The following is a 23,478-nucleotide window of genomic DNA, read 5'->3' as shown; positions in this document are numbered from 1 at the left end:
TAGTTAAATGTTAAAATATATTAGAATATATTCTTAAGAGGTGTATAAATGAAAAAGTTAACAATAGATGATTTTAAAAGATATAAGGACTTTTTAAAATTAGATTTAAATAATATAAGTATTGTTTTTTCAACGGCAGAAAATAATAGAAGTTTTAATAAACATACACAAGATGGAGTGGATAATTTAAATAGTATAAAAGCTGATTTTAATTTAGATAATATAGAATATTTAAACCAAATTCATAGTGATAAAAGTTATATATATAATAAATATAACTCTATAAAAGATAAAGAAGGGGATGCAGTTATAACACATGAAGAAAAAACTGCAATTGGAGTTTTTACAGCAGATTGTACCCCTATAATACTTATAAATGAAGAAAAAAAAGTAATAGCAGCTATTCATAGTGGTTGGAAGGGGACTTTTAATTCTATAGTTTTAAAAACTTTAGATAAGATGATAAAAGAGTATGATATAGATTTAAAAACTACAAAAGCATTTATAGGTCCACATATAAGAAAATGTTGTTATGAAATTTCAGAAGAATTAAAAGAAGATTTTATAAAACATACTGGAATAGAAGAAAAATTATTATTTGATGGAAGAAATTTAAGTATGGAAACTGTAATAATTAAAGATTTAATAAATGCAGGAATACTAGATGAAAATGTATATTCATTAGATATATGTACTCATTGTTGTAAAGATCTAAAAATGCATTCATATAGAGCATCAGTTGGAACCTATGGCAGATTATTTTCATTTGCATATATAAAGTAAAAGGGGATGAAAGAAGTGGCACATGAGAAAGTTTTAGTAGTAGATGATGAAGCACATATAGTTGAACTTATAAGCTATAATTTAATTAATTCTGGTTATGATGTGATAACAGCTAGCAATGGAAATGATGCAGTAAAAATGGCGAGAGAAAACAAACCGAGTTTAGTATTACTAGATTTGATGTTACCTGGTATAGATGGTTTTGATGTTTGTAAGGTCATAAAGGGAGATAAAGAACTTAAAAATACTTCAATTATCATGCTAACTGCTAAGGGAGAAGAGTTAGATAAAATATTAGGATTAGAATTAGGAGCAGATGATTATATAACAAAACCATTTTCAATTAGAGAGTTACTTGCAAGGATTAAAGCAGTATTAAGAAGAGTAGCACCATCAAAAGAAGAACTTGAAACTTTCACTTATGATAATTTATCTATAAATTTTGAAAGAAGAGAAGTTTATTTGGCTTCTAAAAAGATAGATTTAACTTTAAAGGAGTTTGAACTTTTAGATATACTTATAAGAAATAGAGGGAAAATTTTAACAAGAGATATGTTACTTGATAAAATTTGGGGATATGAATATATAGGTGAAACTAGAACGGTAGATGTTCATATTAGATATTTGAGGAAAAAGATAGAACTAGATGATAAAAACCCTAGATTTATAGAGACTATAAGAGGTGTTGGGTATAGATTTACCCTAAATGATTAGAAAATGAAGAGAAAAATAATAAATTCATCTATAATAACAGTTTTATTTGCATTAATAATAGTAACATGTTTATTTATAAGTTTAGTAAATTTAAAAGAGATAGATAAAACAAAGGAAACGTTAAAAAATTATAATAAAATTATAATAAATATAGATAATTATAGTAAAGAAACATTAAGTAATTTTAAGATAAATAATAATAATGTTAGATTTACCATTATAGATAAGTCTGGAAAAGTGGTATTTGATAGTACAAATAAAAGTCTTAAAAATCACTTAAATAGGCAGGAAATAATAAAAGCCTTTCAAGATGAAGAAGCTTCTTCAAGTAGATTTAGTGAGACAGAAGGAACAAATGTAGTTTATTATGCAACAAAGATATCCGAAGATTACGTAATAAGGGCTTCTGTACCAACATATGCAATTAGATTTTTTACTTTTAAATATTTTAATTATTATATAGTTGTAATTATATTTGTAACACTTTTATCATTAGCATTATCTTTGAAATTAATAAGAGCAATTACATATCCATTAAATGAGTTAGAAATAGTTACATATAAAATAGCAAATGGAGACTTAAATAAAAGAGCAATTATTTATAAAGAAGATGAAATTGGGTCTTTAGCACATACCTTTAATAATATGGCAGATCAACTACAAAGCAAAATAAATGATTCAGTAGATAAACAAAACAAGCTAGAAGCTATACTTGAAAGCATGGAAAGTGGTGTTATAGCTATAGATAATAACCTTGAAGTTATGCTTATAAATCCTTATGCAAAGAGAGTATTTGGGATTAATAAGGAGATAATAGGAGCAAAAATAGGAGAGCACATTATAGATTATGACATTATAAATTTCATAAAAGAAATGCCAGCTATAGAAACAAGAGAAATAAAATTATTGCATCCAATAGAAAGAGAAATTAGAATTAAAAAAGCTCCTATAATAAGTATAAAAGGTACATTGATAGGTATAGTTATAGCAGTTCAAGATATAACTGATATAAAAAGATTAGAAAATATGAGAAGTCAATTTGTTGCAAATGTTTCTCACGAGTTAAAAACTCCTCTTACTTCAATTAAAGGCTTTGCAGAAACTTTAAAAATAGTAAATGATGAAGAGACTAGAAATAAATTTTTAGATATAATAAATAACGAAGCGGAAAGATTAACACGTTTAATTAATGATATTTTAGTATTATCGAACATAGAAAATAATCATATTTCAAGAAATGAAGAGTTTGACCCTGTACAAGTAATTGAAAATGTAATTAATATGGTTAAAACACAATGTGATGAAAAGATGACTAAAATAGAATTTGTAAATAATAATAAAGGGATGCTAGTTGGAGATAGAGATAAATTTCTACAGTTAATTTTAAATTTAGTTGAGAATGCTATTAAATATTCAGAGAATAAAAGTTTAGTTAAAATTAATATTCATAATAAAAGAAATTCTACTTATATAACAGTTGAAGATAATGGCATAGGAATACCTAAAGAAGATATTCCAAGAATTTTTGAAAGATTTTATAGAGTGGATAAATCAAGAGCTAAAGGTGGCACTGGACTTGGACTTGCTATAGTTAAGCATATTGCTAAAACCTTTAATGGAGATATATATGTAGATTCAACTTTGGGAGTTGGAACAAAATTTACAGTTAAGATAAAAAAACAAATTATTTAACATAAGTAAAACCTAGTAGTAATGCTAGGTTTTTTCTTGTGTTATATGTTAAATTTACTTAACTGTAATGTAACTTTTCTTAACATTTAACTAATATTTCTTTAACTTTTAGGGACTAATATAAGTATGAAAGGGAAATTGATAAAATAATAATTTATAGAATAATTGGAGGAATTTTTTAATGAAAAGAAAGAGCTTAAAATTAGTTTATGCAGCTTTATTAGTTTCAATGATGGGAGGGGTATTTGCAGGGTGTTCAGGAGAAGGAAGTGCTTCAAGAGGCGATGTTAGAGTTTCAATATCAGGATCTACATCAGTAGGGCCGTTAATGGAAAAAGTAGCAGAAAAATATGAATCTGAAAATAAAAGTCTTTCAATAGAAATTAATCAAGTAGGGTCATCAGCTGGTATTAAGGATACCATAAATGGAGTTTCAGAAATTGGAATGTCATCAAGAAAGCTTAAACCTGAAGAAGAAAAAGAAGTAAAAGGAACTATAATAGCCTATGACGGAATAGCTCTTATAACAAATAAAAATAATACAGTAAAAGACATAACAATGGATAAAATTAAAGATATATATACAGGTAAAATAACTAATTGGAAAGACCTTGGTGGATCAGATATGCCAATAGTTGTAGTATCAAGAGAAGATGGGTCAGGTACTAGAGATGCTTTTCAAGAAATTGTTGGGTATAAATCAGATGAATTAGTAGCAAATGCAACTATATCAGATGGAAATGGTAATGTTAAAACAACAGTAGAAGGCAATGAAAATGCAATTGGTTTTGTATCTTTTGAGTACTTAGATGATAAAATAGGACAATTATCAGTTGATGGTATTAAGCCAGAAGCTAATCTTGTTAAAAGTGGAGAATATAAATTATCAAGACCATTTATATTAGCAAGCAAAGAAGGAAGTATAACAGAAGAAGGTAAAAAATTAATTGATTATATTTTAAGTGATGCAGGACAAAAAATAGTTGAAGAAAACAAATTAATTACAATAAAGTAATACTTAATTTGAACTGCTCCAAATTTTGGGGCAGTTTCATTATAAGATTTAAATAGTATTTTCTAGGAGGTTCTTGGTATGGAAAGTGCTAAGGAAAGAAATAATAAAAGTAAATATTTAATGGAAAAAATATCTCATGGTGTATTTTTAGGAAGCGCTCTTATTGCAGTAATAAGTTTATTACTGATAATCGGATTTGTATTTTATAAAGGACTAACTCCATTTGTAAGTAAAGGATATTCTGTTGGAGGATTCATATTTGGAACTGAATGGGTTCCATCATTAGATAAGTTTGGAATTTTACCAATGATATTAGCTTCTATATTTGGTACTTTAGGATCACTAATAATAGGAGTACCGGTAGGAATATTAACAGCGGTATTTATTGCAGAAATAGCACCTAAAAGAATTGGGAAAATAATTTCATCTTCAGTTGAGTTATTAGCAGGAATACCATCAGTATTATACGGAGTTTTTGGCCTTGCCATTGTGGTTCCTTGGATAAAAGAAACTTTTAACTTACCAAAGGGGCAAAGTCTTTTAGCTGTAGTATTAGTTTTATCAATAATGATGTTACCAACAATAATTACAGTAGCAGAAACTGCAATAAGAGCAGTTCCTAAAGCTTATAAAGAAGGATCTTTAGCCCTTGGTGCATCTCAAATAGAAACAATCTTTAAGGTTGTACTTCCAGCAGCTAAATCAGGAATATTAGCAGCAATAGTTTTAGGAGTTGGTAGAGCTATAGGAGAAACAATGGCAATAATATTAGTTGCAGGTAATTCGCCAATTATTCCAAAAGGTTTAACAGAAAGTGTAAGACCTTTAACTACTAATATAGCCTTAGAGATGGGATATGCTTTTGGAACTCATCAAGAAATGTTATTTGCAACTGGAGTAATTTTATTTTTATTTATTTTAATACTAAATTTAGTATTAAGTAAACTTTCTAGTAAGGAAGGTATGTAGGTATGAGGAAATTAAAAGAAAATATATTAAAAATACTTTTATGGATTTCAGCAGGGATAACATTAATATCATTAATATTTATATTAGGATTTATATTTTTAAAAGGTTATAAATTAATAAATATAAATTTTTTAACTTCAAATTATTCAGCATCAGGTAATGGTGGGATACTCCCTATGATAGTTGCTACTTTATATACAGTTATATTAGCAGTTGGTATTGCAACTCCTATAGGTATTCTTGCAGCTATATATCTAAGAGAGTATGCAAAACAAGGTAAAATAGTTAGGATAATAAGATTTTCAACTGAAAGTTTAGCTGGAATTCCTTCAATAGTTTATGGACTATTTGGAGCTATATTCTTTGTTGTTACTTTAAAACTTGGATATTCTATTTTAGCAGGTGCATTAACAGTATCAATAATAATATTACCAGTTATAATACGTACAACAGAAGAATCATTAAAATCTGTTCCAGACTCTTATAGAGAGGCTTCATTAGGACTTGGAGCAACAAAATTTCAAACTTTATATAAAGTTATTGTACCAAGTGCAGTACCAGGTATATTAGCAGGTGTAATACTTTCTATAGGTCGTGTGGTTGGAGAATCAGCAGCAATACTTTTAACAGCAGGAACAGTTGCTAAAATGCCCCGAGGTATAATGTCTAGTGCAAGAACTCTTACAGTTCAATCTTATCTTGCAACAAAGGAAGCTGGAAATATAGAAGAAGCCGCTGCAGTTGGTATTGTATTAGTTTTAATAATATTATTATTAAATACCATTGCAAAGTTAATTATAAAGAAATTTAATAAGGCAAATTATTAGGATTATAGAGGTGAAAAAATGTCAAAGGATAGTTTACCTAAAATAAGAGTTAGAAACTTAGATTTATTTTATGGAGAGAATCAAGCATTAAAAAAGATAAATTTAGATATTGAAGAAAACAAAGTAACAGCGTTTATAGGACCATCAGGATGTGGAAAATCTACATTTTTAAGAACCCTTAATAGAATGAATGATTTAATTGAAGGAGTTACAGTAGAAGGTGAAGTTTTAGTAGATGGAGAGGATATCTATAAAGATGCAGATATAATTGCTTTAAGAACAAAAGTTGGGATGGTATTTCAAAAGCCTAATCCATTTCCTATGTCAATTTATGATAATATAGCATATGGTCCACGACTACATGGTGTAAAAGATAAAAAGACTTTAGATGAAATAGTAGAAAAAAGCTTAAAGGGAGCAGCTTTGTGGGATGAAGTTAAAGATAGACTTAAAAAGAGTGCGCTTGGATTGTCAGGTGGGCAACAACAAAGATTATGTATAGCAAGAACTATTGCTGTATCACCAGAAATAATATTAATGGATGAACCAACATCAGCTTTAGATCCTATTTCAACAAATAAAATGGAAGAATTAATGGATGAGTTAAAAGAAAAATACACAGTTATAATTGTAACTCATAATATGCAACAAGCAGGTAGAATAGCAGATAAAACAGCATTTTTCCTAAGTGGAGAAGTTATTGAATATGGAAATACAGAAGACATATTCTATAAACCTAAAGATAAAAGAACAGAGGATTATATTACTGGAAGATTTGGTTAAAATATAATTAAAAGGTTATGAGGTGATATGTATGATGAGAGGACTACTAAGCAATAAGGTTAATGTATTAAATAACGATTTAATAGAGATGGCAAGTTTAGTAGAAAAACAAATTCACGATAGTATTAGAGCTTTTAAAAATAGAGATATTGAATTAGCTAAGAAAATAATTAAAAATGATGATAAAGTAGATGACCTTCAAAAGCATATTGAAGAAAAATGTATAAAGTTTATGGCTACAGAATCGCCACTTGCTAGAGACTTAAGAAAAATATATACAACATCAAAAATAGTTACAGACTTAGAAAGAATGGCAGATCATGCAGTAGATATTAGTAAAATAGTTCAAAGAGTAAAAGAAGAAAATCTAATAGAAGAAATATCTCCAGTATGGGAAATGGGAGATATAGTTATAGAAATGATAAAAGCGTCAATTGAAGCTTTTGTAGATGGAGATGTTCAAGCAGCTTATGAAATTTGTAATATGGATGATAAAGTAGATGAAATATACCAAGGTATGTTTAAAATAATTTTAAAGAGAATGAGCAAAGATGAAACAATTATAAACCAAGGAACCCAAATACTTTTTGCATCAAAGTATATAGAGCGAATAGGAGATCATGTTACTAATGTATGCGAATGGATAATATTCTCTCAAAAAGGTAATTATGTAGATTTAAATGAATAATGCTTATAAAAACAAGCATAAATCGACAAAAAGTTATTTTTTAATTAATTTAGAGAGGCTTTAATAAGCCTCTCTTGTTGACTATACAATATTATTAATGTAATATAACATAAAGACAGTATGTTTGCATTGAGGTGAAAAAGATGAAAAACTTAATTACAAAAGTAGATGAAGGTAGTATTGCTGAAGAAGTTGGTATAGAAGTTAATGATGTGTTATTATCTATTAATGATACTCCAATTGAAGATATAATAGACTATAAGTTTTTAGTAGTAGATGAAGAAATAGTTTTAGAGATAGAAAAACCAGATGGTGAAGTTTGGGCTTATGAAATAGAGAAAGAATATGGTGAAGATTTAGGCTTAGAATTTGGTGGCGGAATAATGGATAAAGCAAAAAGTTGCACAAATAAATGCATGTTTTGTTTTATAGACCAATTGCCTAAGGGTATGAGAGATACACTATATTTTAAAGATGATGATTCAAGATTATCATTTCTTCAAGGTAATTTTGTAACATTAACTAATATGAAGGATGAAGACATAGATAGAATTATTAGATATAAAATAAGTCCTATAAACATATCAGTACATACAACTAATCCGGAATTAAGAGTTAAAATGCTTAAAAATAGATTTGCAGGCTCTATACTGGATAGACTTAAAAAATTAAGAGATGCAGAAATAGAAATGCATGCACAAATAGTTTGTATTCCAAATGTTAATAATGGAGAAGAACTAAAGAAAACTATTTCTGATCTTTATGAATTATCACCTTTTGTTAAAAATGTTGCTGTAGTTCCTATAGGAATAACAAAGTATAGAGAAGGTTTAGCAAAGGTTGATATATTTAACAAAGAAACATCAAAACAAGAAATATTAATGGTTAAAGAGCTTCAAAAGAAGTTTATTGAAGAAACTGGAGCTCCTTTTGTAAGACTATCTGACGAATTTTATTTAGTTGCAGGTATGGATATGCCAAATGAAGAATTTTATTCTGGTTATCAACAATTAGAAGACGGTGTTGGTATAGTAAGATATTTTAGAGAAGCTATAAATAGAGATCTTGAATTTTTAGATAAAGATATTAAAGGTAGCTTTTCAATAGTAACAGGAGCTTTAGCTTATAATGAAATTTTAAGTGCAGCTAATAAAATAAAAGATAAAAATAATAATATAGAAATTGATGTTTATAAAATTATAAATAACTTTTTTGGAGAGACAATAACAGTTGCTGGTCTTTTAACAGGTACGGATATAATAGAACAATTAAAGGGAAAAATAAAAAGTAAGTATTTAATTATGCCTGATAATATGTTTAGAAAAGGATACGAACTTGGGCCACAAAATGAAAGAATCATGTTAGATGATACAAAGATAAAAGATTTAGAAGAAGCATTAGGTATTAAGGTTATAGTTTGTGATTATACAGGAGATGACCTTATTGACATAATAAATGAATACTGTAAGGAGGAGATATAAATGGGTAAACCAATAGTTGCTATAGTTGGGAGACCAAATGTAGGTAAATCAACATTATTTAATAGATTAGCAGGACAAAGAATATCAATAGTTCAAGATACTCCAGGAGTAACTAGAGATAGAGTTTATGCTCAAGCAGAATGGCTTAATTATAATTTCACAATGATAGATACAGGGGGTATAGAACCAGAAAGAGAAGATATCATTGTAAAACAAATGAGAAGGCAAGCTAATATAGCTATAGAAACAGCAGACGTTATAGTGTTTATCGTTGATGGTAAAGAAGGGTTAACGCCTGCAGACCATGAAGTAGCTAATATGCTAAGAAAAAGTAAAAAACCAGTAGTTTTAGTTGTAAATAAAGTAGATTCTTTAAGAGAAGAAGATAATGCTTGGGAATTTTATAATTTAGGAATTGGTGATCCAATTACTATATCAGCATCACAAGGATTAGGTCTTGGAGATATGTTAGACAGAGTTGTAGAGCATTTTGATAGATTTGATGCTGACGAAGAAGAGGATGATATTGTAAGAATAGCTATGATGGGAAAACCAAACGTAGGAAAGTCATCATTAATAAATAGATTACTTGGAGAAGAAAGACTTATAGTATCAGAAGTAGCTGGTACTACAAGAGATGCTATAGATAGTAGTTTAGAAACAGCAGAAGGAAAGTTTACACTTATAGATACAGCTGGACTTAGAAGAAAAAGTAAAGTTAAAGAAGAAATAGAAAGATATTCTGTAATTAGAACATATGCAGCAATAGAAAGAGCAGATGTTTGTATTTTAATGATAGATGCTACAGAAGGTGTAACAGAACAAGATGAAAAAATAGTAGGTTTTGCTCATGAAATGAACAAAGCTATAATGGTTATAGTTAATAAGTGGGATCTTATAGAAAAAGATGATAAGACAATGCAAAAATATAAAGAAGATCTTGCAATGAAGCTTAAATTCTTAAAATATGCTAAGTACTTATTTATATCAGCAAAAACTGGTCAAAGAACTCATAAGGTACTACAAATAGCTAAGGAATGTTATGATAATTACTGTAAGAGAATTCAAACAGGTGTATTAAATGACGTTATAAATAAAGCTGTACTTATGAAGGAACCACCAATTGTTGGATTAAAGAGAATGAAAATATACTATGCAACTCAAGTTGCAACAAAACCGCCAAAGTTTATTTTCTTTGTTAATGATTCAAGTGCATCACACTTCTCATACCAAAGATATCTTGAAAACCAATTAAGAGATAGTTTTGATTTTAGTGGTACAGGAATACAAATAGAGTATAGAGAAAGGAAAGAATAATCATGAAAAAAGTGACTTTTTTAGGAGGAGGTAGTTTTGGTACTTCCTTAGCAATGTTACTTGCAAACAAAGGAAATGAAATAAAGATATACGATAGAGATGAATTTGTAGTTAATGATATTAACTGTAATAGAAGAAATGATAAGTATATTAAAGACTTACAAATACCTAAGAATGTCACAGCCTATACTAATATAGACGAAGCTTTAAAGGATTCAGAGTTTGTAGTTTTAGCTATACCATCTCATGTAATAAGAAATATTTCACAAGATTTAAAGGGAAAGATTTCCAAAGATGTTACAGTTATAAGTATAGCTAAGGGGATTGAACAAGGAACTAATTTAAGGCTTTCAGAAGTTATAAAGGAAGAATTGCCAGAAAATCCTGTAGTTATTTTATCAGGACCTAGTCATGCAGAAGAAGTTTCCTTTAATATTCCAACGACTGTTGTAGTTTCATCAACTGATATGAAAAAAGCTACAGAAGTTCAAGATTTATTTATAACTCCAAACTTTAGAGTTTATACAAATAATGATTTAGTAGGAGTTGAAATAGGCGGAGCTGTAAAAAATATTATAGCCTTAGCAGCAGGTGTTTGTGATGGTATAGGTTATGGAGATAATTCAAAAGCAGCTTTAATGACAAGAGGTATGGCTGAGATTGTTAGAATAGGAATAAAGCTAGGTGGAAAACCAGAAACATTTTTAGGTCTTACAGGAATGGGAGACTTAATTGTTACTTGTACTAGTTTACATTCAAGAAATAGAAAAGCTGGATTTTTAATAGGTTCAGGAAAGACACCAGATGAAGCTATAAAAGAAGTAGGTATGATAGTTGAAGGTATTAAAGCATGTAAAGCCTTTTATGAATTAAAAGAGAAGCTTGGAGTTGAGATGCCTATAACAGATATTTCTTATAAAGTTTTATTTGAAGGTAAAAATCCAAAAGAATCAGTTAAAGATCTTATGAGTAGATCAAAAAAAGACGAAATATATTATTAATTAAAAGACATCAGATTAATTTCTGATGTCTTTTTTTACAGAATATATAATTTATATAAATAGGTATATTTCTAATTATTTATTAATAGAATTCTACTATAAAAGAAATATATGCCTTGCTAAAAATTTAATAAATTTATTTAGAAAGTTGTATACTTTTTTTAAAACAAGAATATATATATACTGTTAATAATAATTAGGAGGGTATAACGTGGACAGCTTTAATATATACAAGGATATAGCTGAAAGAACACAAGGAGACATCTATGTAGGTGTTGTGGGACCAGTTAGGACAGGTAAATCAACATTTATCAAAAAATTTATGGACCTTATGGTAATACCAAAGATTGATAATACTTATAAAAAGGAGAGGGCAAAGGACGAACTGCCTCAAAGTGGATCAGGAAAAAGTATACACACAACAGAACCTAAATTTGTACCAAATGAAGCAGTAGAAATAACAATAGATGAAGACATAAAATTCAAAGTAAGGATGGTAGACTGCGTTGGATATATTGTAAAGGGAGCAGTAGGATATATGGATGGTGAAGAAGCTAAAATGGTTAATACACCATGGTATGACTACGAAATACCTTTTGAAGATGCAGCAGAAATAGGTACAAGAAAAGTTATAACAGACCATTCAACTATAGGATTAGTAGTAACTACAGATGGTAGTATTACAGGCATTGAAAGAGATGAGTACTTAGAAGCAGAAGAAAGAGTAATTGAAGAGTTAAAATCAATTAATAAGCCATTTATTGTTGTACTTAATACAAAGAATGTAAATGCTCCAGAAACTAGACAGTTAAAGAAGGAGTTAGAAGAAAAATATAACGTAACCGTTCAAACAATGGACATTGCAAATATGAATGAAGATGATATAGAAGAAGTTTTAAAACATGTACTTAGAGAATTCCCAATGAAGGAAATCAATATAGATATGCCAACATGGGTAGAAAAATTAGAATCAGATCATTGGCTTAAAAAGGATTTCTTTAACATAGTTAAGGAGATGTGCGAAAACATATTTAGAGTTAGAGACATAAAGCAAACTTTAAGTTTATTAAAAGATGAAGAGTACTTAGGCGCAACTGAAATTACTGAGGTTAGTTTAGGTGAAGGTACAGCTAGATTAATGATGAAACCAAAGGATGGAATATTCTATAAAATTCTAAGTGAAATTTGTGATTTAGATGTTGAATCAGAAAGTGATTTATTATCTTTAATAAAAGAACTTAATTTTGCAAAGAAGGAATATGATAAAGTTAAGGATGCATTAATTGATGTTAGAGAAACTGGATATGGATTAGTAGCACCACAATTATCAGAAATGAAATTTGAAGAACCTGAAATGGTTAAGCAAGGAACAAAGTTTGGTGTTAAACTTAAGGCATCAGCACCTTCATTACACTTTATAAAAGCAAATATAAAAACTGAAATAAGCCCTATTATGGGATCAGAAAAAGAAAGTGAAGAATTAGTAAAATCATTAATGGAACAATTTGATAAAGATCCATCATCATTATGGCAAAGTAATATGTTTGGTAAGTCTTTAGAGGTTTTAGTTAAAGAAGGCTTACAAAATAAACTATATAAAATGCCTGAAGATGTACAAGTTAAAATACAAAAAACTCTTCAAAAGATTATAAATGAAGGAAATGGCGGTTTGATTTGTATTATACTTTAATATAAATCAAACAATATAATAAACTGTATCAATATATTTGGTACAGTTTATTTTTATGTTAAAATAAAAGTACAAAAGAGTCAATTTAATCTATTAAGTTGAATATACTGTGATTAGAAGAGTATTTAAATTTGTTGCTTATGTTCAGTATGCAGAATTGAGGGGTATTTATGGAAAAAAGATTTTGTACCTATAAGAGAGTTGGATACTTTAAACAAATAATGGCTGAATCTTTGGGGCTTAAATATACTGGAAATATTTATGCTTCGCCAGGGGTGCTTAAGCATATTAGAAAAAGGCATGGGAGACATTTAAGTAAAAAAGTTAGAGAAAATGTAATTGAGATAATGAAAAATATAATTGAAGAGCCTGATTATGTTGGTATATATAAATCAACAGAAGAAGAAATTTTAGTTGAACTTATTAAAAAGGTAGATAGAAATATTTTAGTTGGTATAGAAATTGATAATAATAATGATTATATTCAAGTATTAACTATGTATCCAATTACAGAAGCTAAAATAGATAGTAGATTATATAGTGGAAAGCTTATTAAGTGGAAAGCATTTAAATGAGTTGAAATGTTTAAATTGTAAATGTATAATGGAGATATTGTTTTAAGATAATAAGATTATTGAGGTGAGAAATGGCTCCTCATACGCTGCTTGCAGTAAACAGAGATGCAGGATACGCCGCCCTGCCTGTAATCAATAGAAACTTTTGGGAAACCAAGAGTTTTTATTTTATTTATATTAGTTTTAGTAAAGTTTATATTTAGGAGGAATTATGAAAAAAATAGTAGTAGTTTTTAATGGTGGAACTATTTCCATGAAAGTTGATGAAAGAATAAAAGCAGCAGTTCCTAGTTTAACAGGTGAAGAAATAATGTCTATGGTAACAGGGATAGAAGATTTTGCTGAAATAGAATCATATAGTTTTTCTAGTATGCCGTCGCCACATATGTCTGTAGAAAATATGCTTGAACTTAGTAAATTTATAAAAAACTAGTGGAAAGAAAAGATTGTGATGGTGTTGTAATAACTCATGGAACAGATACTTTAGAAGAAACAGCATACCTTTTAGATTTAACATTAGATACAGAAAAACCAGTAGTAATTACAGGAGCTATGAGAAGTAGTTCAGAATTAGGGTATGATGGTCCATTTAATTTAGCAGCATCTATTTGTACTGCTATATCAGAAGAATCAAAAGGACGAGGGGTTTTAGTTTGTTTTAATGGAGAATTAAACTCAGCGTCAGAAGTTACTAAAGCTAATTCTATGGCTTTAAATGCATTTCAGACACCCAATTTTGGTCCTATTGGAATTATAGATAATAATAATGTTATATTTTATAGAAAAACTAAAAAAGTTTGTACATATAAGATTAAAGAAATTATAGGAGATGTAGCCCTTATAAAATGCGTAGCAGGAATGAATTCTGATTATATAGACTTTGCAATAGAGAAAGGAAGTAAAGGAATAGTTATAGAAGCATTAGGTAGAGGAAATGTACCACCTAATATGGTTCCGGGTATAAAGAGAGCTATAAATAATAATGTTCCTGTTATTATAGTTTCTAGATGTTTTGAAGGTAGAGTTTTTGAGTCTTATGGATATGAAGGTGGAGGAAAGATGCTTAAGGATTTAGGTGTTATATTTGGCGATACTTTACCAGGACAAAAGGCTAGAATAAAACTTATATTAGCTATATCTGCAAACTTAAAAAGCTTCGAAATTAAACAACACTTTGAATAAAATCGAACATTAATATTAAATTATAAAAATTTATACGTATCGGTTGACAAAATGAAGTATGTTATATATAATAATATTCGTAAAAGAGATAACTCATATAAATATGACAATAAGGGTCATAAGTTTCTACCAGGATACCGTAAATATCTTGACTATGAGTGCGAATATTAATTCTATTATTTAAAATTGATATTTCGCAAAACCGCAATGAGTTATTTTATTTAAGAACAAGATAACTCATTGCGGTTTTTTTATAAATTTTTTAGGAGGGCTATTATGAAAAATTTATCACTAAAAGAGAAAATGATACCGATTTTAACTAACAAAAATGTGAATTTTAAAAAAGAAATTGTTGCAGGTATAACTACATTTTTAACTATGGCTTATATAATTGCGGTTAATCCTAATATTTTATCAGCTACAGGAATGCCAGCAGGAGCTCTAGTTACAGCGACTTGTTTAACAGCAGCTTTAGGATGTATCTTAATGGGCTTATTTGCAAACTTACCTTTTGCTTTAGCATCAGGAATGGGGCTTAATGCATTTTTTGCATTTTCTGTTGTACTAGGAAAAGGAATTTCCTGGGAAATGGCACTAACAGCAGTTTTTTTTGAAGGTATTATCTTTATATTACTATCATTATTTAAAGTTAGAGAAGCTGTAGTAAATGCTATTCCAATAAATATGAAACATGCAGTTACAGCTGGTATAGGAGTGTTTATAGCATTTATAGGTTTAGTTGGATGTGGACTTGTAATCAAAGATGATGCAACATTAGTTGCTATGGGAGAGTTTACGCCAGCAGTAGTTATAGCTTTAGTTGGAGTTATAATAATTGCTGTTTTAGATAAAAAACAAGTTAAAGGTTCAATTTTATTTGGAATTTTAACAAGTACATTACTTGCTTGGGGATTTGCTCTTATAAATGGAGAAGTAGCAGCAAATCTTGGTATATATTTACCAGAAGGTATATTTAAGTTTGAAAGTATTGCTCCTATAGCTGGAAAACTAGATTTTAGTTTTATTACAAATAAAGAAACAATAGGAACATTTATAGCTGTAGTATGTACATTCTTATTTGTGGACTTTTTTGATACAGTAGGAACTTTAGTAGGAGTTGCATCAAGAGCTAATATGTTAGATGAAAAAGGTAATGTTCCAAATGTAGGAAGAGCTTTATTAGTAGATGCAGTTTCAACTACAGTGGGAGCTGCAATGGGAGTTTCAACTGTTACAACTTATGTTGAAAGCTCAACAGGGGTTGCAGCAGGTGGTAGAACAGGTTATACAGCAATAACTACAGGATTATTATTCTTAGTTGCAATGTTCTTTTCACCGATATTTATATCAATTCCAGCTTGTGCTACAGCACCAGCCTTAATATATGTAGGATATTTAATGCTTGGAGCTGTTAAAAATATAGAATTAGATAATATAACTGAAGGAGTGCCAGCCTTTTTAACAATAATAACAATGGCTTTAACTTATAGCATTGGAGATGGCTTAACAGTTGGTATATTATCATATGTAATAATTAATTTAATATATAATACATTCTTTGCAAATAAAGAAGAAAAGGCTAGAGTATCATGGGTAATGATTTCATTAGCAATAATCTTTATTTTAAAGATAGTATTCCTTGGATAATTTATATAAATTTAATATAGATTATATTGAAAGACTAACTCTTTCATATTCGTAAATCCCTATAAAGAAAAGAAGTAGATTTCCTTAGTCTACTTCTTTTTGATTTATAAATTAATAAAATTAAATGTTAACAATTTGTGAACAAAATATTGACTTAGATATATATTTTAATTAATATATAATTTATGAGATAAAAAGAAAAAAGTAAAACCTTGGAGGAAGATATGGTTAAAAGTATGACTAGCTTCGGTAGAGCAAGTAGTGAAGAAGGTAGTAAACATTTATTTTCTATAGAAATGAAAAGTGTAAATAGTAGATATTTAGATATAAATGTAAGAATGCCTAAAAGTATAATTGCTTTAGAAGAAGAAATAAGAAAATTAGTTAGCGAAACACTTTCAAGAGGAAAAGTAGATATTTTTATAAATCAAAAAAGCTATTCAAAGGGTGATGGGGTAGCTAAAGTAAATATGAAATTAGCAGAAAGTTACCTGAATTGCTTAAAGGAAATAGAAAATACTTTAGGCATAAAAAATGATATTACAATAAGTCAAGTTGCAAGATTTCAAGATGTAATAACAATAGTTGAAGAGGAAGATTCCATTGAAGAAATTGCTGAAACTATAAAGCCTCTTATAAAAGAATCACTTTTAATGATGGAGAAAATGAGAATTATTGAAGGTGAAAAATTAAAAGAAGATATATTAAATAAACTACAAGAGATAGAGTCTTTAGTTAAAGAAATAGAAAAAATATCAGAAACAGTTCCAAAAGCTTATAAGAAAAAATTAGAAAATAGATTAAAAGAGTTGACACAAGGGTTTGAAATAGATGAAAGTAGAATAGCACAAGAAATTGCAATATTTTCTGATAAAGCTTGTGTAGATGAAGAGATAACAAGACTTTATAGTCATTTAAATCAAATGAGAAAAACTTTTGAAGAAAAAGGAACAATAGGTAGAAAGCTTGATTTTATAATTCAAGAAATGAACAGAGAGGCAAATACAATAGCTTCAAAATCTAGTGATATGGACATGACTAATTTAGTCATTAACATAAAGAATTTAATCGAAAAGATTAGAGAACAAGGACAAAATATTGAATAATTAGGAGGAAAGCCATGGGAATTAAGTTAATTAACATTGGATTTGGAAACATAGTTTCAGCAAATAGATTAGTTGCTATAGTAAGTCCAGAATCAGCACCTATAAAAAGAATAATTCAAGAAGCAAGAGATAGAGGTATGCTAATAGATGCTACATATGGTAGAAGAACTAGAGCAGTTATAATAACAGATAGTGATCATGTTATATTATCAGCAGTTCAACCAGAAACAGTAGCACATAGATTAGTAGCAAAAGATGAAGCTGTAGATGAGGTTGATGAATAATGCACAGTACAAATAGAGGAATATTAATTGTTATTTCAGGTCCATCAGGAGCTGGTAAAGGGACTATTTGTAAAGAACTACTTAACCAAAATGATAATTTATATCTTTCAGTATCAGCAACTACAAGAGATCCAAGAGAAGGGGAAATTGATGGTGTAAATTATTATTTCTTAAGTAGAAACGAATTTTTAGACAGAGTAGAAAAGGATGATTTCCTAGAATACGCTGAAGTTTATGGCAACTGTTATGGTACGCCAAAATCAAATGTAGAAAAAATGCTTGAAGAAGGCAAAGATGTTATATTAGAAATAGATATTCAAGGTGCACTAAAGGTTAAAGAAAACTTTAGTGAGGGAGTATTTATATTTATCCTTCCTCCATCAATGGAAGAATTAAAACAAAGAATTATAAAAAGAGGAAGTGAAACTGAAGAATCATTAATGAGAAGATTTAAATCTGCATATAAAGAAATAAATTATGTTTCAAAATATAATTATGCAGTAGTTAATGATACTTTAGATTTAGCGGTTTCAAAAGTAGAAGGAATTATAGCCGCAGAAAAATGCCGAGTTGATAGAATAAAAGATAATACAATGTTAGATTCTAAGGAGGGTTTAATTCATGAACAACTCTATGATTAATCCATCAATAATGGACTTATTACAAAAGGTAGACGATAGATATTCACTAGTAATAGTGACTTCAAAAAGAGCAAGACAATTAATAGAGGGTAGAGAACCACTTATAAAGACAAAATCACATAAACCATTAACTATAGCAATAAATGAAGTTAATGATGGTGCTGTTGGATATGAAAGACTAGAGGAAGGCAATAAATAATTATGAAAAAAAAGTGTGTATGCATAGGTATAAGTGGAGGAATAGCTGTTTATAAGGCACTTGATATTATAAGTGCTCTTAGAAAAAAAGATATAGAAGTAAATGTTATTATGACATCTTCTGCAACTGAGTTTGTAACTCCATTATCTTTTCAATCACTTAGTCAAAATATGGTTGTTACAGATATGTTTTCAGAACCAAAGGCTTGGGAAATTCAGCATATATCACTAGCTAAAAAAGCAGATTTATTTTTAGTCGCACCAGCTACAGCAAATATTATTGGTAAAGTTTCAAATGGGATAGCAGATGATATGTTATCAACTACCATTATGGCAACAAAAGCTAAAGTTATATTTGCGCCAGCAATGAATACAAATATGTATGAAAATCCTATAGTACAAGGTAATATAAAGAAACTAAAAGATTATGGCTACGAATTTATAGAACCGGCATCAGGAAGACTTGCTTGTGGTGATACAGGAAAAGGAAAACTTGCAGATGTTAATAAAATTGTAGAGGTAGTTTTAAAAGAACTTGAATTACAAGATAAAAAACAAGATTTACTTGGGAAAAAAGTACTTATTAGTGCAGGTCCAACTAGATCACATATAGATCCAGTAAGATATATAACAAATAGATCAACTGGTAAAATGGGGTACGAAATAGCTAAAGAAGCAAGAGATAGAGGAGCAGAAGTTATATTAGTTTCTGGACCTACATCTTTAGAGCCACCAAAGGGCATTAGTATGATAAATATTGATACTAATGAAGAGATGAAGAATGCTATATTAGAACATTTTCATAATAGTGATATTGTTATAAAATCTGCAGCTGTTGCAGATTATAAAATAAAAGAATATAGCAATAAGAAGATTAAAAAAGGTGATGGCGACTTAACTTTAAGTTTTACTAGAGATAATGATATTCTGCAATTACTTGGAGGGCAAAAGATTAATCAAGTATTAGTTGGATTTGCAGCTGAAAGTAATGATGTAATAGAAAATGCGAAAAGAAAGCTTTCTAAGAAGAATTTAGATTTTATAGTAGCAAATGATATTACAAGTTCAGAAACTGGCTTTGGAAGTGAAGATAATAAGGTTATTATAATATCAAAGTCAGGTAAAGAAATTCATTTAGATAAAATGAGTAAGAGAGAAGTAGCATCAAATATTTTTGAAACTATTTTGGGAAAGCGCTAATTGCGCTTTCTTCTTCTATAAGTAAAAAATTATATTAAAACCTAAATAAAAAAGGTGATAAATTTGAAAATATATGCAGAAATAATAGTAAATAGCGATGCATTAGATATAGATAGACCATTTACTTATGAAGTATCTGAAGAACTAAAAGGATTAATAAAAGTAGGGCAGCTTGTTAAGGTTCCTTTTGGTATTAAAAATACTAGCACATATGGATTCATTTTAAATGTAAAAAATCAAGATGAACCTAAAGGTATAAGAATAAAAAAAGTAAAATCAATATTTTTAGAGGAGCCAGTATTAAATAAAAATGATTTGAAATTAATTGAGTTTTTAAGAGAAAATTATTTGTGTAAATACATCGATGCTATAAGGCTTATAATTCCCCATGGAGTTTTAAAAGGGATTAAGCCTAAGAGCAAAAAGGTAATAGTATTTGAAAAGGATATACTGGATTATAAAAAAGAGAACGATATAAAGAAATTTTAGATTTTATAAAAAATAACAATGGGAAATTTACAAAAGCTGAATTAACAAAAGAGTATTCATTATCCTTATATAAAATAAATAAACTTATTGAGGAAGGATATTTATCTTCAGAAGAAGAAATAGTTTATAGATATAATACCAATGTATATGATCGCTTTATTGAAAAACCACTAACTAAAGAACAAGAAATAGCCATAAATAAAATAAATAACACAGAAAAGAACGTTGTACTTTTAAAAGGGGTTACAGGTTCAGGTAAAACGGAAGTTTATATGCGTTTAGTTGATAAAGCATTAAAAGAAGATAAATCTTCAATAATATTAGTGCCAGAGATAGCTTTAACACCTCAAATGATAGAACGATTTAAAGGTAGATTTGGAAAAGAAGTATCATTATTTCATAGTAAGCTTTCAGATGGAGAGAGGTTTGATGAATGGTATAGGATAAAAGAAGGTAAGGCTAAAGTAATTATAGGAGCAAGAAGTGCCTTATTTTTACCTGTTAAAGAGTTAGGTTTTATAATTATAGATGAAGAACATGAGAATACCTATAAATCTGAACAGAATCCAAAGTATCAAACTAAAGAAGTGGCTGAGTTTATAAGTTCTTTAAAGAATTGCAAAGTTATTTTAGGATCTGCAACTCCAACTATAGAAAACTATTATAGAGCTATTTCAGGAGAAATAGAGCTTGTTGAACTTAAAAATAGAGTAGATTTAAAGCCTATGCCTATAATGGAAATTATAGATATGAGAAAAGAGTTGAGCTTAGGGAATATATCTTTATTTAGTAACAGACTTTATTATGAAATAAAAGAAGCTTTAAAAAGAAAAGAGCAAATAATACTATTTTTAAATAGAAGAGGTTTTTCAACCTTTGTATCATGTAGAAGCTGTGGATATGTATTTAAATGCTCAAAATGTGATATTTCTATGACTTATCATAAAAATGGTTTTTTAGTTTGTCATTATTGTGGTAAAGTAGAAAAGCAACCTAAAATATGTCCTAAATGCAAAAGTAAATATGTAAAGTTTTTTGGGGCTGGGACACAGAGAGTAGAGGAAGAAGTTTTAAAATACTTTAAAGATGTAAAAGTATTAAGAATGGATGCAGAAACTACAAGAAATAAGAATTCACATGAAGCTATATATAATTCCTTTAAGAATAAAGAGGCAGATATTTTAATTGGAACTCAAATGATTTCGAAGGGATTAGATTTTCCAAACGTTACAGTGGTTGGAGTTTTAGCTGCAGACATTTCATTAAATGTTTCAGATTTTAGAGCTGCAGAGAGAACTTTTCAAATAATAACACAAGTTGCAGGAAGAGCAGGTAGAGGGGAAAAAGAAGGTAAAGTATTTATACAAACCTATACACCAGATCATTATAGCTTATTATATGCAAAGAATTATGATTACGAAGGTTTTTACAATGAAGAATTTACCATGAGAGGTTTGATGTGTTATCCTCCTTTTGGTAAAATACTATTAGTTAATGGAATTTCTAAAGATGAAGATAAACTTAAAGATTTTATGAAAAAAGTAAGTATAGATTTTGAAAAAATAAAAAATGAATATACTTCTATAGATATGTTAGGACCTGTTCCTTGTATTGTAACTAAAATAAAAGATAATTATAGATGGCAAATTTTATTTAAAGGGGATATTTCTATAGAATTTTGTAAAAAAATTAAGGATAGACTTTATCAGTTTAATAAGAATGTATATAATGAAATAAGAGTAAGTATTGACATTAACCCAAATAATTTAGCATAGGAGGAAATAAAATGGGAATTAGAAATATAAGAAAAAATGGAGATGAAGTATTAAGAAAGAATTGTAAAACAGTTGAAAAAATAACTTCTAGAACGTTACAAATCTTAGATGATATGGCAGACACAATGTATGAAGCAGATGGAGTTGGGCTTGCAGCACCACAAATAGGAATTCTTCAAAAAATATTTGTAATAGATGTTTACGATGGTGCTGGAATTAGAGTATTTATAAATCCAGAAATACTAGAAACTAGTGGATCACAAACAGGAGAAGAAGGATGTCTTAGTATTCCAGGAGAAATGGCTGAAATAGAAAGACCAAATTATGTAAAAGTAAAAGCTTTAAATGAAAATGGTGAAGAATTTATTTTAGAAGCAACAGAGCTATTAGCAAGAGCTGTATTACATGAAAATGATCATTTATATGGAACATTATTTATAGATCATATTAAATAGTCACTGGAGGATACTTTATGAAGATTGTATTTATGGGAACACCAGATTTTTCTGTACCTTCTTTAAAAAAGCTTATAGAAACCTATGGAGTAGAAAGCGTATTTACGCAACCTGACAAACCTAAGGGTAGAGGAAAGAAAATGGCTTTTTCACCAGTAAAAGAAGTTGCTATAGAAAATAATATACCAGTATATCAACCAATAAAACTTAAGGACGATAGAGAGTGTATAGAATATTTAAAAGAATTAAAACCAGATTTTATAATAGTTGTAGCTTTTGGGCAAATCTTAACTAAAGAAGTATTAGATATACCTAAATATGGCTGTATAAACCTTCATGCATCTTTACTACCAATGTATAGGGGTGCAGCACCATTAAATTGGGTAATAATAAATGGTGAAAAGAAGTCAGGAAATACAACTATGCTTATGGATGTAGGCCTTGATACAGGGGATATGCTTCTTAAAAATGAAGTTGATATCACAGAAGACATGACAGCTGGAGAACTCCATGATATTTTAATGAGTACAGGAGGAGATCTTTTAGTAGATACTATAGAAGGTTTAGTAAATAACACCATAAAGCCAATTAAACAAGAAGGTGAAACTTTCTATGCTAAAATGTTAAATAAAGATCTTGGCAAAATAAACTGGAATGATTCAGCAGAAAAGATAAATAATTTAATTAGAGGACTTAATCCATGGCCTATTGCACATACTAAATATGAAGATCAGTCTATGAAGATTTATAGTGCAGATGTTTTAAATGAAGAAAGCAATAAAGCACCAGGAACTATATTAAAAGTTTCAAAGGATGGGATTAAAGTTGCTACATCAAAGGGGACATTATTAATAAAAAAAGTACAATTTCCAAATGGAAAGCCTTTAACTATAGAACAATATATAAATGGGAATGAAATTAAAGAAAATATTATTTTAGGATAGTAATTTTTAAGGAGAGGATAGT

21 protein-coding genes, 2 pseudogenes and 1 riboswitch are annotated in these 23,478 nt (G+C 28.6%); all 23 genes and pseudogenes read left to right on the top strand.

All coding sequences use genetic code 11. The annotated features are described in order from the left end of the window. Nucleotides 1-48: 48 nt before the first annotated feature. The 23 genes and pseudogenes from BTM21_RS06600 (at nt 49) to fmt (ending at nt 23,456) form a co-directional block, all read left to right on the top strand. Nucleotides 49-783 carry a purine nucleoside phosphorylase YfiH/LACC1 family protein gene (locus tag BTM21_RS06600; RefSeq protein WP_021875494.1) on the top strand — a complete coding sequence of 245 codons (735 nt, stop codon included), beginning with the start codon at nt 49-51 and terminating at the stop codon, nt 781-783. 15 nt (nt 784-798) lie between these two features. Beyond that, on the top strand, nt 799-1,497 hold the full coding sequence (locus BTM21_RS06595) for a response regulator (protein WP_079481305.1): 699 nt from the start codon (nt 799-801) through the stop codon (nt 1,495-1,497). 3 nt (nt 1,498-1,500) lie between these two features. Continuing rightward, on the top strand, nt 1,501-3,189 hold the full coding sequence (locus BTM21_RS06590) for a sensor histidine kinase (RefSeq protein WP_021875496.1): 1,689 nt from the start codon (nt 1,501-1,503) through the stop codon (nt 3,187-3,189). A 181-nt stretch (nt 3,190-3,370) separates the two neighbouring features. Further along, nucleotides 3,371-4,204 carry a phosphate ABC transporter substrate-binding protein gene (locus tag BTM21_RS06585; RefSeq protein ID WP_021875497.1) on the top strand — a complete coding sequence of 278 codons (834 nt, stop codon included), beginning with the start codon at nt 3,371-3,373 and terminating at the stop codon, nt 4,202-4,204. Between the two features lie 78 nt (nt 4,205-4,282). Continuing rightward, nucleotides 4,283-5,173, top strand: a complete 891-nt coding sequence (pstC, locus tag BTM21_RS06580) for a phosphate ABC transporter permease subunit PstC (protein ID WP_021875498.1) — start codon at nt 4,283-4,285, stop codon at nt 5,171-5,173. A 2-nt stretch (nt 5,174-5,175) separates the two neighbouring features. Next, nucleotides 5,176-6,000 carry a phosphate ABC transporter permease PstA gene (pstA, locus tag BTM21_RS06575; protein ID WP_021875499.1) on the top strand — a complete coding sequence of 275 codons (825 nt, stop codon included), beginning with the start codon at nt 5,176-5,178 and terminating at the stop codon, nt 5,998-6,000. Nucleotides 6,001-6,018: 18 nt separating this feature from the next. Continuing rightward, the gene (gene pstB / locus BTM21_RS06570; RefSeq protein WP_021875500.1) at nt 6,019-6,783 is read left to right on the top strand and encodes a phosphate ABC transporter ATP-binding protein PstB; all 765 of its coding nucleotides are present in this window, start codon (nt 6,019-6,021) and stop codon (nt 6,781-6,783) included. Nucleotides 6,784-6,814: 31 nt separating this feature from the next. Further along, complete coding sequence (phoU, locus tag BTM21_RS06565; RefSeq protein WP_079481306.1) at nt 6,815-7,471, top strand: phosphate signaling complex protein PhoU; 657 nt, start codon at nt 6,815-6,817, stop codon at nt 7,469-7,471. 143 nt (nt 7,472-7,614) lie between these two features. After that, nucleotides 7,615-8,952 carry a DUF512 domain-containing protein gene (locus tag BTM21_RS06560; protein WP_079481307.1) on the top strand — a complete coding sequence of 446 codons (1,338 nt, stop codon included), beginning with the start codon at nt 7,615-7,617 and terminating at the stop codon, nt 8,950-8,952. Continuing rightward, nucleotides 8,953-10,269: a ribosome biogenesis GTPase Der gene (der, locus tag BTM21_RS06555; RefSeq protein WP_021875503.1), complete on the top strand. Its 1,317-nt coding sequence runs from the start codon at nt 8,953-8,955 to the stop codon at nt 10,267-10,269. A 2-nt stretch (nt 10,270-10,271) separates the two neighbouring features. Then, the gene (locus BTM21_RS06550) at nt 10,272-11,270 is read left to right on the top strand and encodes an NAD(P)H-dependent glycerol-3-phosphate dehydrogenase (RefSeq protein WP_079481308.1); all 999 of its coding nucleotides are present in this window, start codon (nt 10,272-10,274) and stop codon (nt 11,268-11,270) included. A gap of 211 nt (nt 11,271-11,481) precedes the next feature. Continuing rightward, on the top strand, nt 11,482-12,960 hold the full coding sequence (spoIVA, locus tag BTM21_RS06545) for a stage IV sporulation protein A (RefSeq protein WP_021875505.1): 1,479 nt from the start codon (nt 11,482-11,484) through the stop codon (nt 12,958-12,960). Nucleotides 12,961-13,130: 170 nt separating this feature from the next. After that, the gene (locus BTM21_RS06540) at nt 13,131-13,535 is read left to right on the top strand and encodes a PBECR3 domain-containing polyvalent protein (protein ID WP_021875506.1); all 405 of its coding nucleotides are present in this window, start codon (nt 13,131-13,133) and stop codon (nt 13,533-13,535) included. Between the two features lie 211 nt (nt 13,536-13,746). After that, a pseudogene (locus BTM21_RS06535) lies at nt 13,747-14,717 on the top strand (asparaginase). Nucleotides 14,718-14,790: 73 nt separating this feature from the next. Continuing rightward, a riboswitch (purine riboswitch) is annotated at nt 14,791-14,892 on the top strand. 128 nt (nt 14,893-15,020) lie between these two features. Further along, entirely contained in the window at nt 15,021-16,364 is a 1,344-nt protein-coding gene (locus BTM21_RS06530; protein ID WP_372450488.1) for an NCS2 family permease, read from the top strand. 224 nt (nt 16,365-16,588) lie between these two features. Then, nucleotides 16,589-17,470 (top strand): YicC/YloC family endoribonuclease, encoded by an 882-nt coding sequence (locus BTM21_RS06525; protein ID WP_079481310.1) that lies wholly within the window; start codon nt 16,589-16,591, stop codon nt 17,468-17,470. Between the two features lie 14 nt (nt 17,471-17,484). Continuing rightward, nucleotides 17,485-17,754, top strand: coding sequence for an extracellular matrix/biofilm regulator RemA (remA, locus tag BTM21_RS06520; protein ID WP_008678315.1), 270 nt, complete (start codon nt 17,485-17,487; stop codon nt 17,752-17,754). Beyond that, nucleotides 17,754-18,395 (top strand): guanylate kinase, encoded by a 642-nt coding sequence (gene gmk / locus BTM21_RS06515; protein ID WP_096145381.1) that lies wholly within the window; start codon nt 17,754-17,756, stop codon nt 18,393-18,395. Before remA ends, gmk begins: the two co-directional genes overlap by 1 nt. Then, complete coding sequence (gene rpoZ, locus BTM21_RS06510) at nt 18,376-18,594, top strand: DNA-directed RNA polymerase subunit omega (protein WP_079481311.1); 219 nt, start codon at nt 18,376-18,378, stop codon at nt 18,592-18,594. The genes gmk and rpoZ overlap by 20 nt, the downstream gene beginning before the upstream one ends. Further along, the gene (coaBC, locus tag BTM21_RS06505) at nt 18,594-19,793 is read left to right on the top strand and encodes a bifunctional phosphopantothenoylcysteine decarboxylase/phosphopantothenate--cysteine ligase CoaBC (protein WP_372450487.1); all 1,200 of its coding nucleotides are present in this window, start codon (nt 18,594-18,596) and stop codon (nt 19,791-19,793) included. Before rpoZ ends, coaBC begins: the two co-directional genes overlap by 1 nt. A gap of 63 nt (nt 19,794-19,856) precedes the next feature. Further along, nucleotides 19,857-22,057, top strand: a pseudogene (gene priA, locus BTM21_RS06500) (primosomal protein N'). A gap of 11 nt (nt 22,058-22,068) precedes the next feature. Next, nucleotides 22,069-22,512 (top strand): peptide deformylase, encoded by a 444-nt coding sequence (def, locus tag BTM21_RS06495; RefSeq protein ID WP_021875515.1) that lies wholly within the window; start codon nt 22,069-22,071, stop codon nt 22,510-22,512. A 17-nt stretch (nt 22,513-22,529) separates the two neighbouring features. Next, nucleotides 22,530-23,456, top strand: coding sequence for a methionyl-tRNA formyltransferase (gene fmt / locus BTM21_RS06490; protein WP_021875516.1), 927 nt, complete (start codon nt 22,530-22,532; stop codon nt 23,454-23,456). The last annotated feature ends 22 nt before the right edge of the window (nt 23,457-23,478 follow it).

Origin of the sequence: Clostridium chauvoei (assembly GCF_002327185.1) — a bacterium.
Classification (GTDB): Bacteria; Bacillota; Clostridia; order Clostridiales; family Clostridiaceae; genus Clostridium; species Clostridium chauvoei.
The sequence above is the reverse complement of the archived record's forward strand: the minus strand, read 5'-3'. Positions and strand labels throughout refer to the sequence as shown.

Bases quoted from the DNA above. Each gene is read 5' to 3' on its own strand.
- BTM21_RS06550 (WP_079481308.1), top strand. From the start codon at position 10,272: ATGAAAAAAGTGACTTTTTTAGGAGGAGGTAGTTTTGGTACTTCCTTA.
- gmk (WP_096145381.1), top strand. From the start codon at position 17,754: ATGCACAGTACAAATAGAGGAATATTAATTGTTATTTCAGGTCCATCA.
- BTM21_RS06600 (WP_021875494.1), top strand. From the start codon at position 49: ATGAAAAAGTTAACAATAGATGATTTTAAAAGATATAAGGACTTTTTA.
- fmt (WP_021875516.1), top strand. From the start codon at position 22,530: ATGAAGATTGTATTTATGGGAACACCAGATTTTTCTGTACCTTCTTTA.
- BTM21_RS06540 (WP_021875506.1), top strand. From the start codon at position 13,131: ATGGAAAAAAGATTTTGTACCTATAAGAGAGTTGGATACTTTAAACAA.
- phoU (WP_079481306.1), top strand. From the start codon at position 6,815: ATGATGAGAGGACTACTAAGCAATAAGGTTAATGTATTAAATAACGAT.
- BTM21_RS06590 (WP_021875496.1), top strand. From the start codon at position 1,501: ATGAAGAGAAAAATAATAAATTCATCTATAATAACAGTTTTATTTGCA.
- pstA (WP_021875499.1), top strand. From the start codon at position 5,176: ATGAGGAAATTAAAAGAAAATATATTAAAAATACTTTTATGGATTTCA.
- pstC (WP_021875498.1), top strand. From the start codon at position 4,283: ATGGAAAGTGCTAAGGAAAGAAATAATAAAAGTAAATATTTAATGGAA.
- BTM21_RS06525 (WP_079481310.1), top strand. From the start codon at position 16,589: ATGGTTAAAAGTATGACTAGCTTCGGTAGAGCAAGTAGTGAAGAAGGT.
- der (WP_021875503.1), top strand. From the start codon at position 8,953: ATGGGTAAACCAATAGTTGCTATAGTTGGGAGACCAAATGTAGGTAAA.
- BTM21_RS06530 (WP_372450488.1), top strand. From the start codon at position 15,021: ATGATACCGATTTTAACTAACAAAAATGTGAATTTTAAAAAAGAAATT.
- BTM21_RS06560 (WP_079481307.1), top strand. From the start codon at position 7,615: ATGAAAAACTTAATTACAAAAGTAGATGAAGGTAGTATTGCTGAAGAA.
- BTM21_RS06585 (WP_021875497.1), top strand. From the start codon at position 3,371: ATGAAAAGAAAGAGCTTAAAATTAGTTTATGCAGCTTTATTAGTTTCA.
- rpoZ (WP_079481311.1), top strand. From the start codon at position 18,376: ATGAACAACTCTATGATTAATCCATCAATAATGGACTTATTACAAAAG.
- remA (WP_008678315.1), top strand. From the start codon at position 17,485: ATGGGAATTAAGTTAATTAACATTGGATTTGGAAACATAGTTTCAGCA.
- def (WP_021875515.1), top strand. From the start codon at position 22,069: ATGGGAATTAGAAATATAAGAAAAAATGGAGATGAAGTATTAAGAAAG.
- pstB (WP_021875500.1), top strand. From the start codon at position 6,019: ATGTCAAAGGATAGTTTACCTAAAATAAGAGTTAGAAACTTAGATTTA.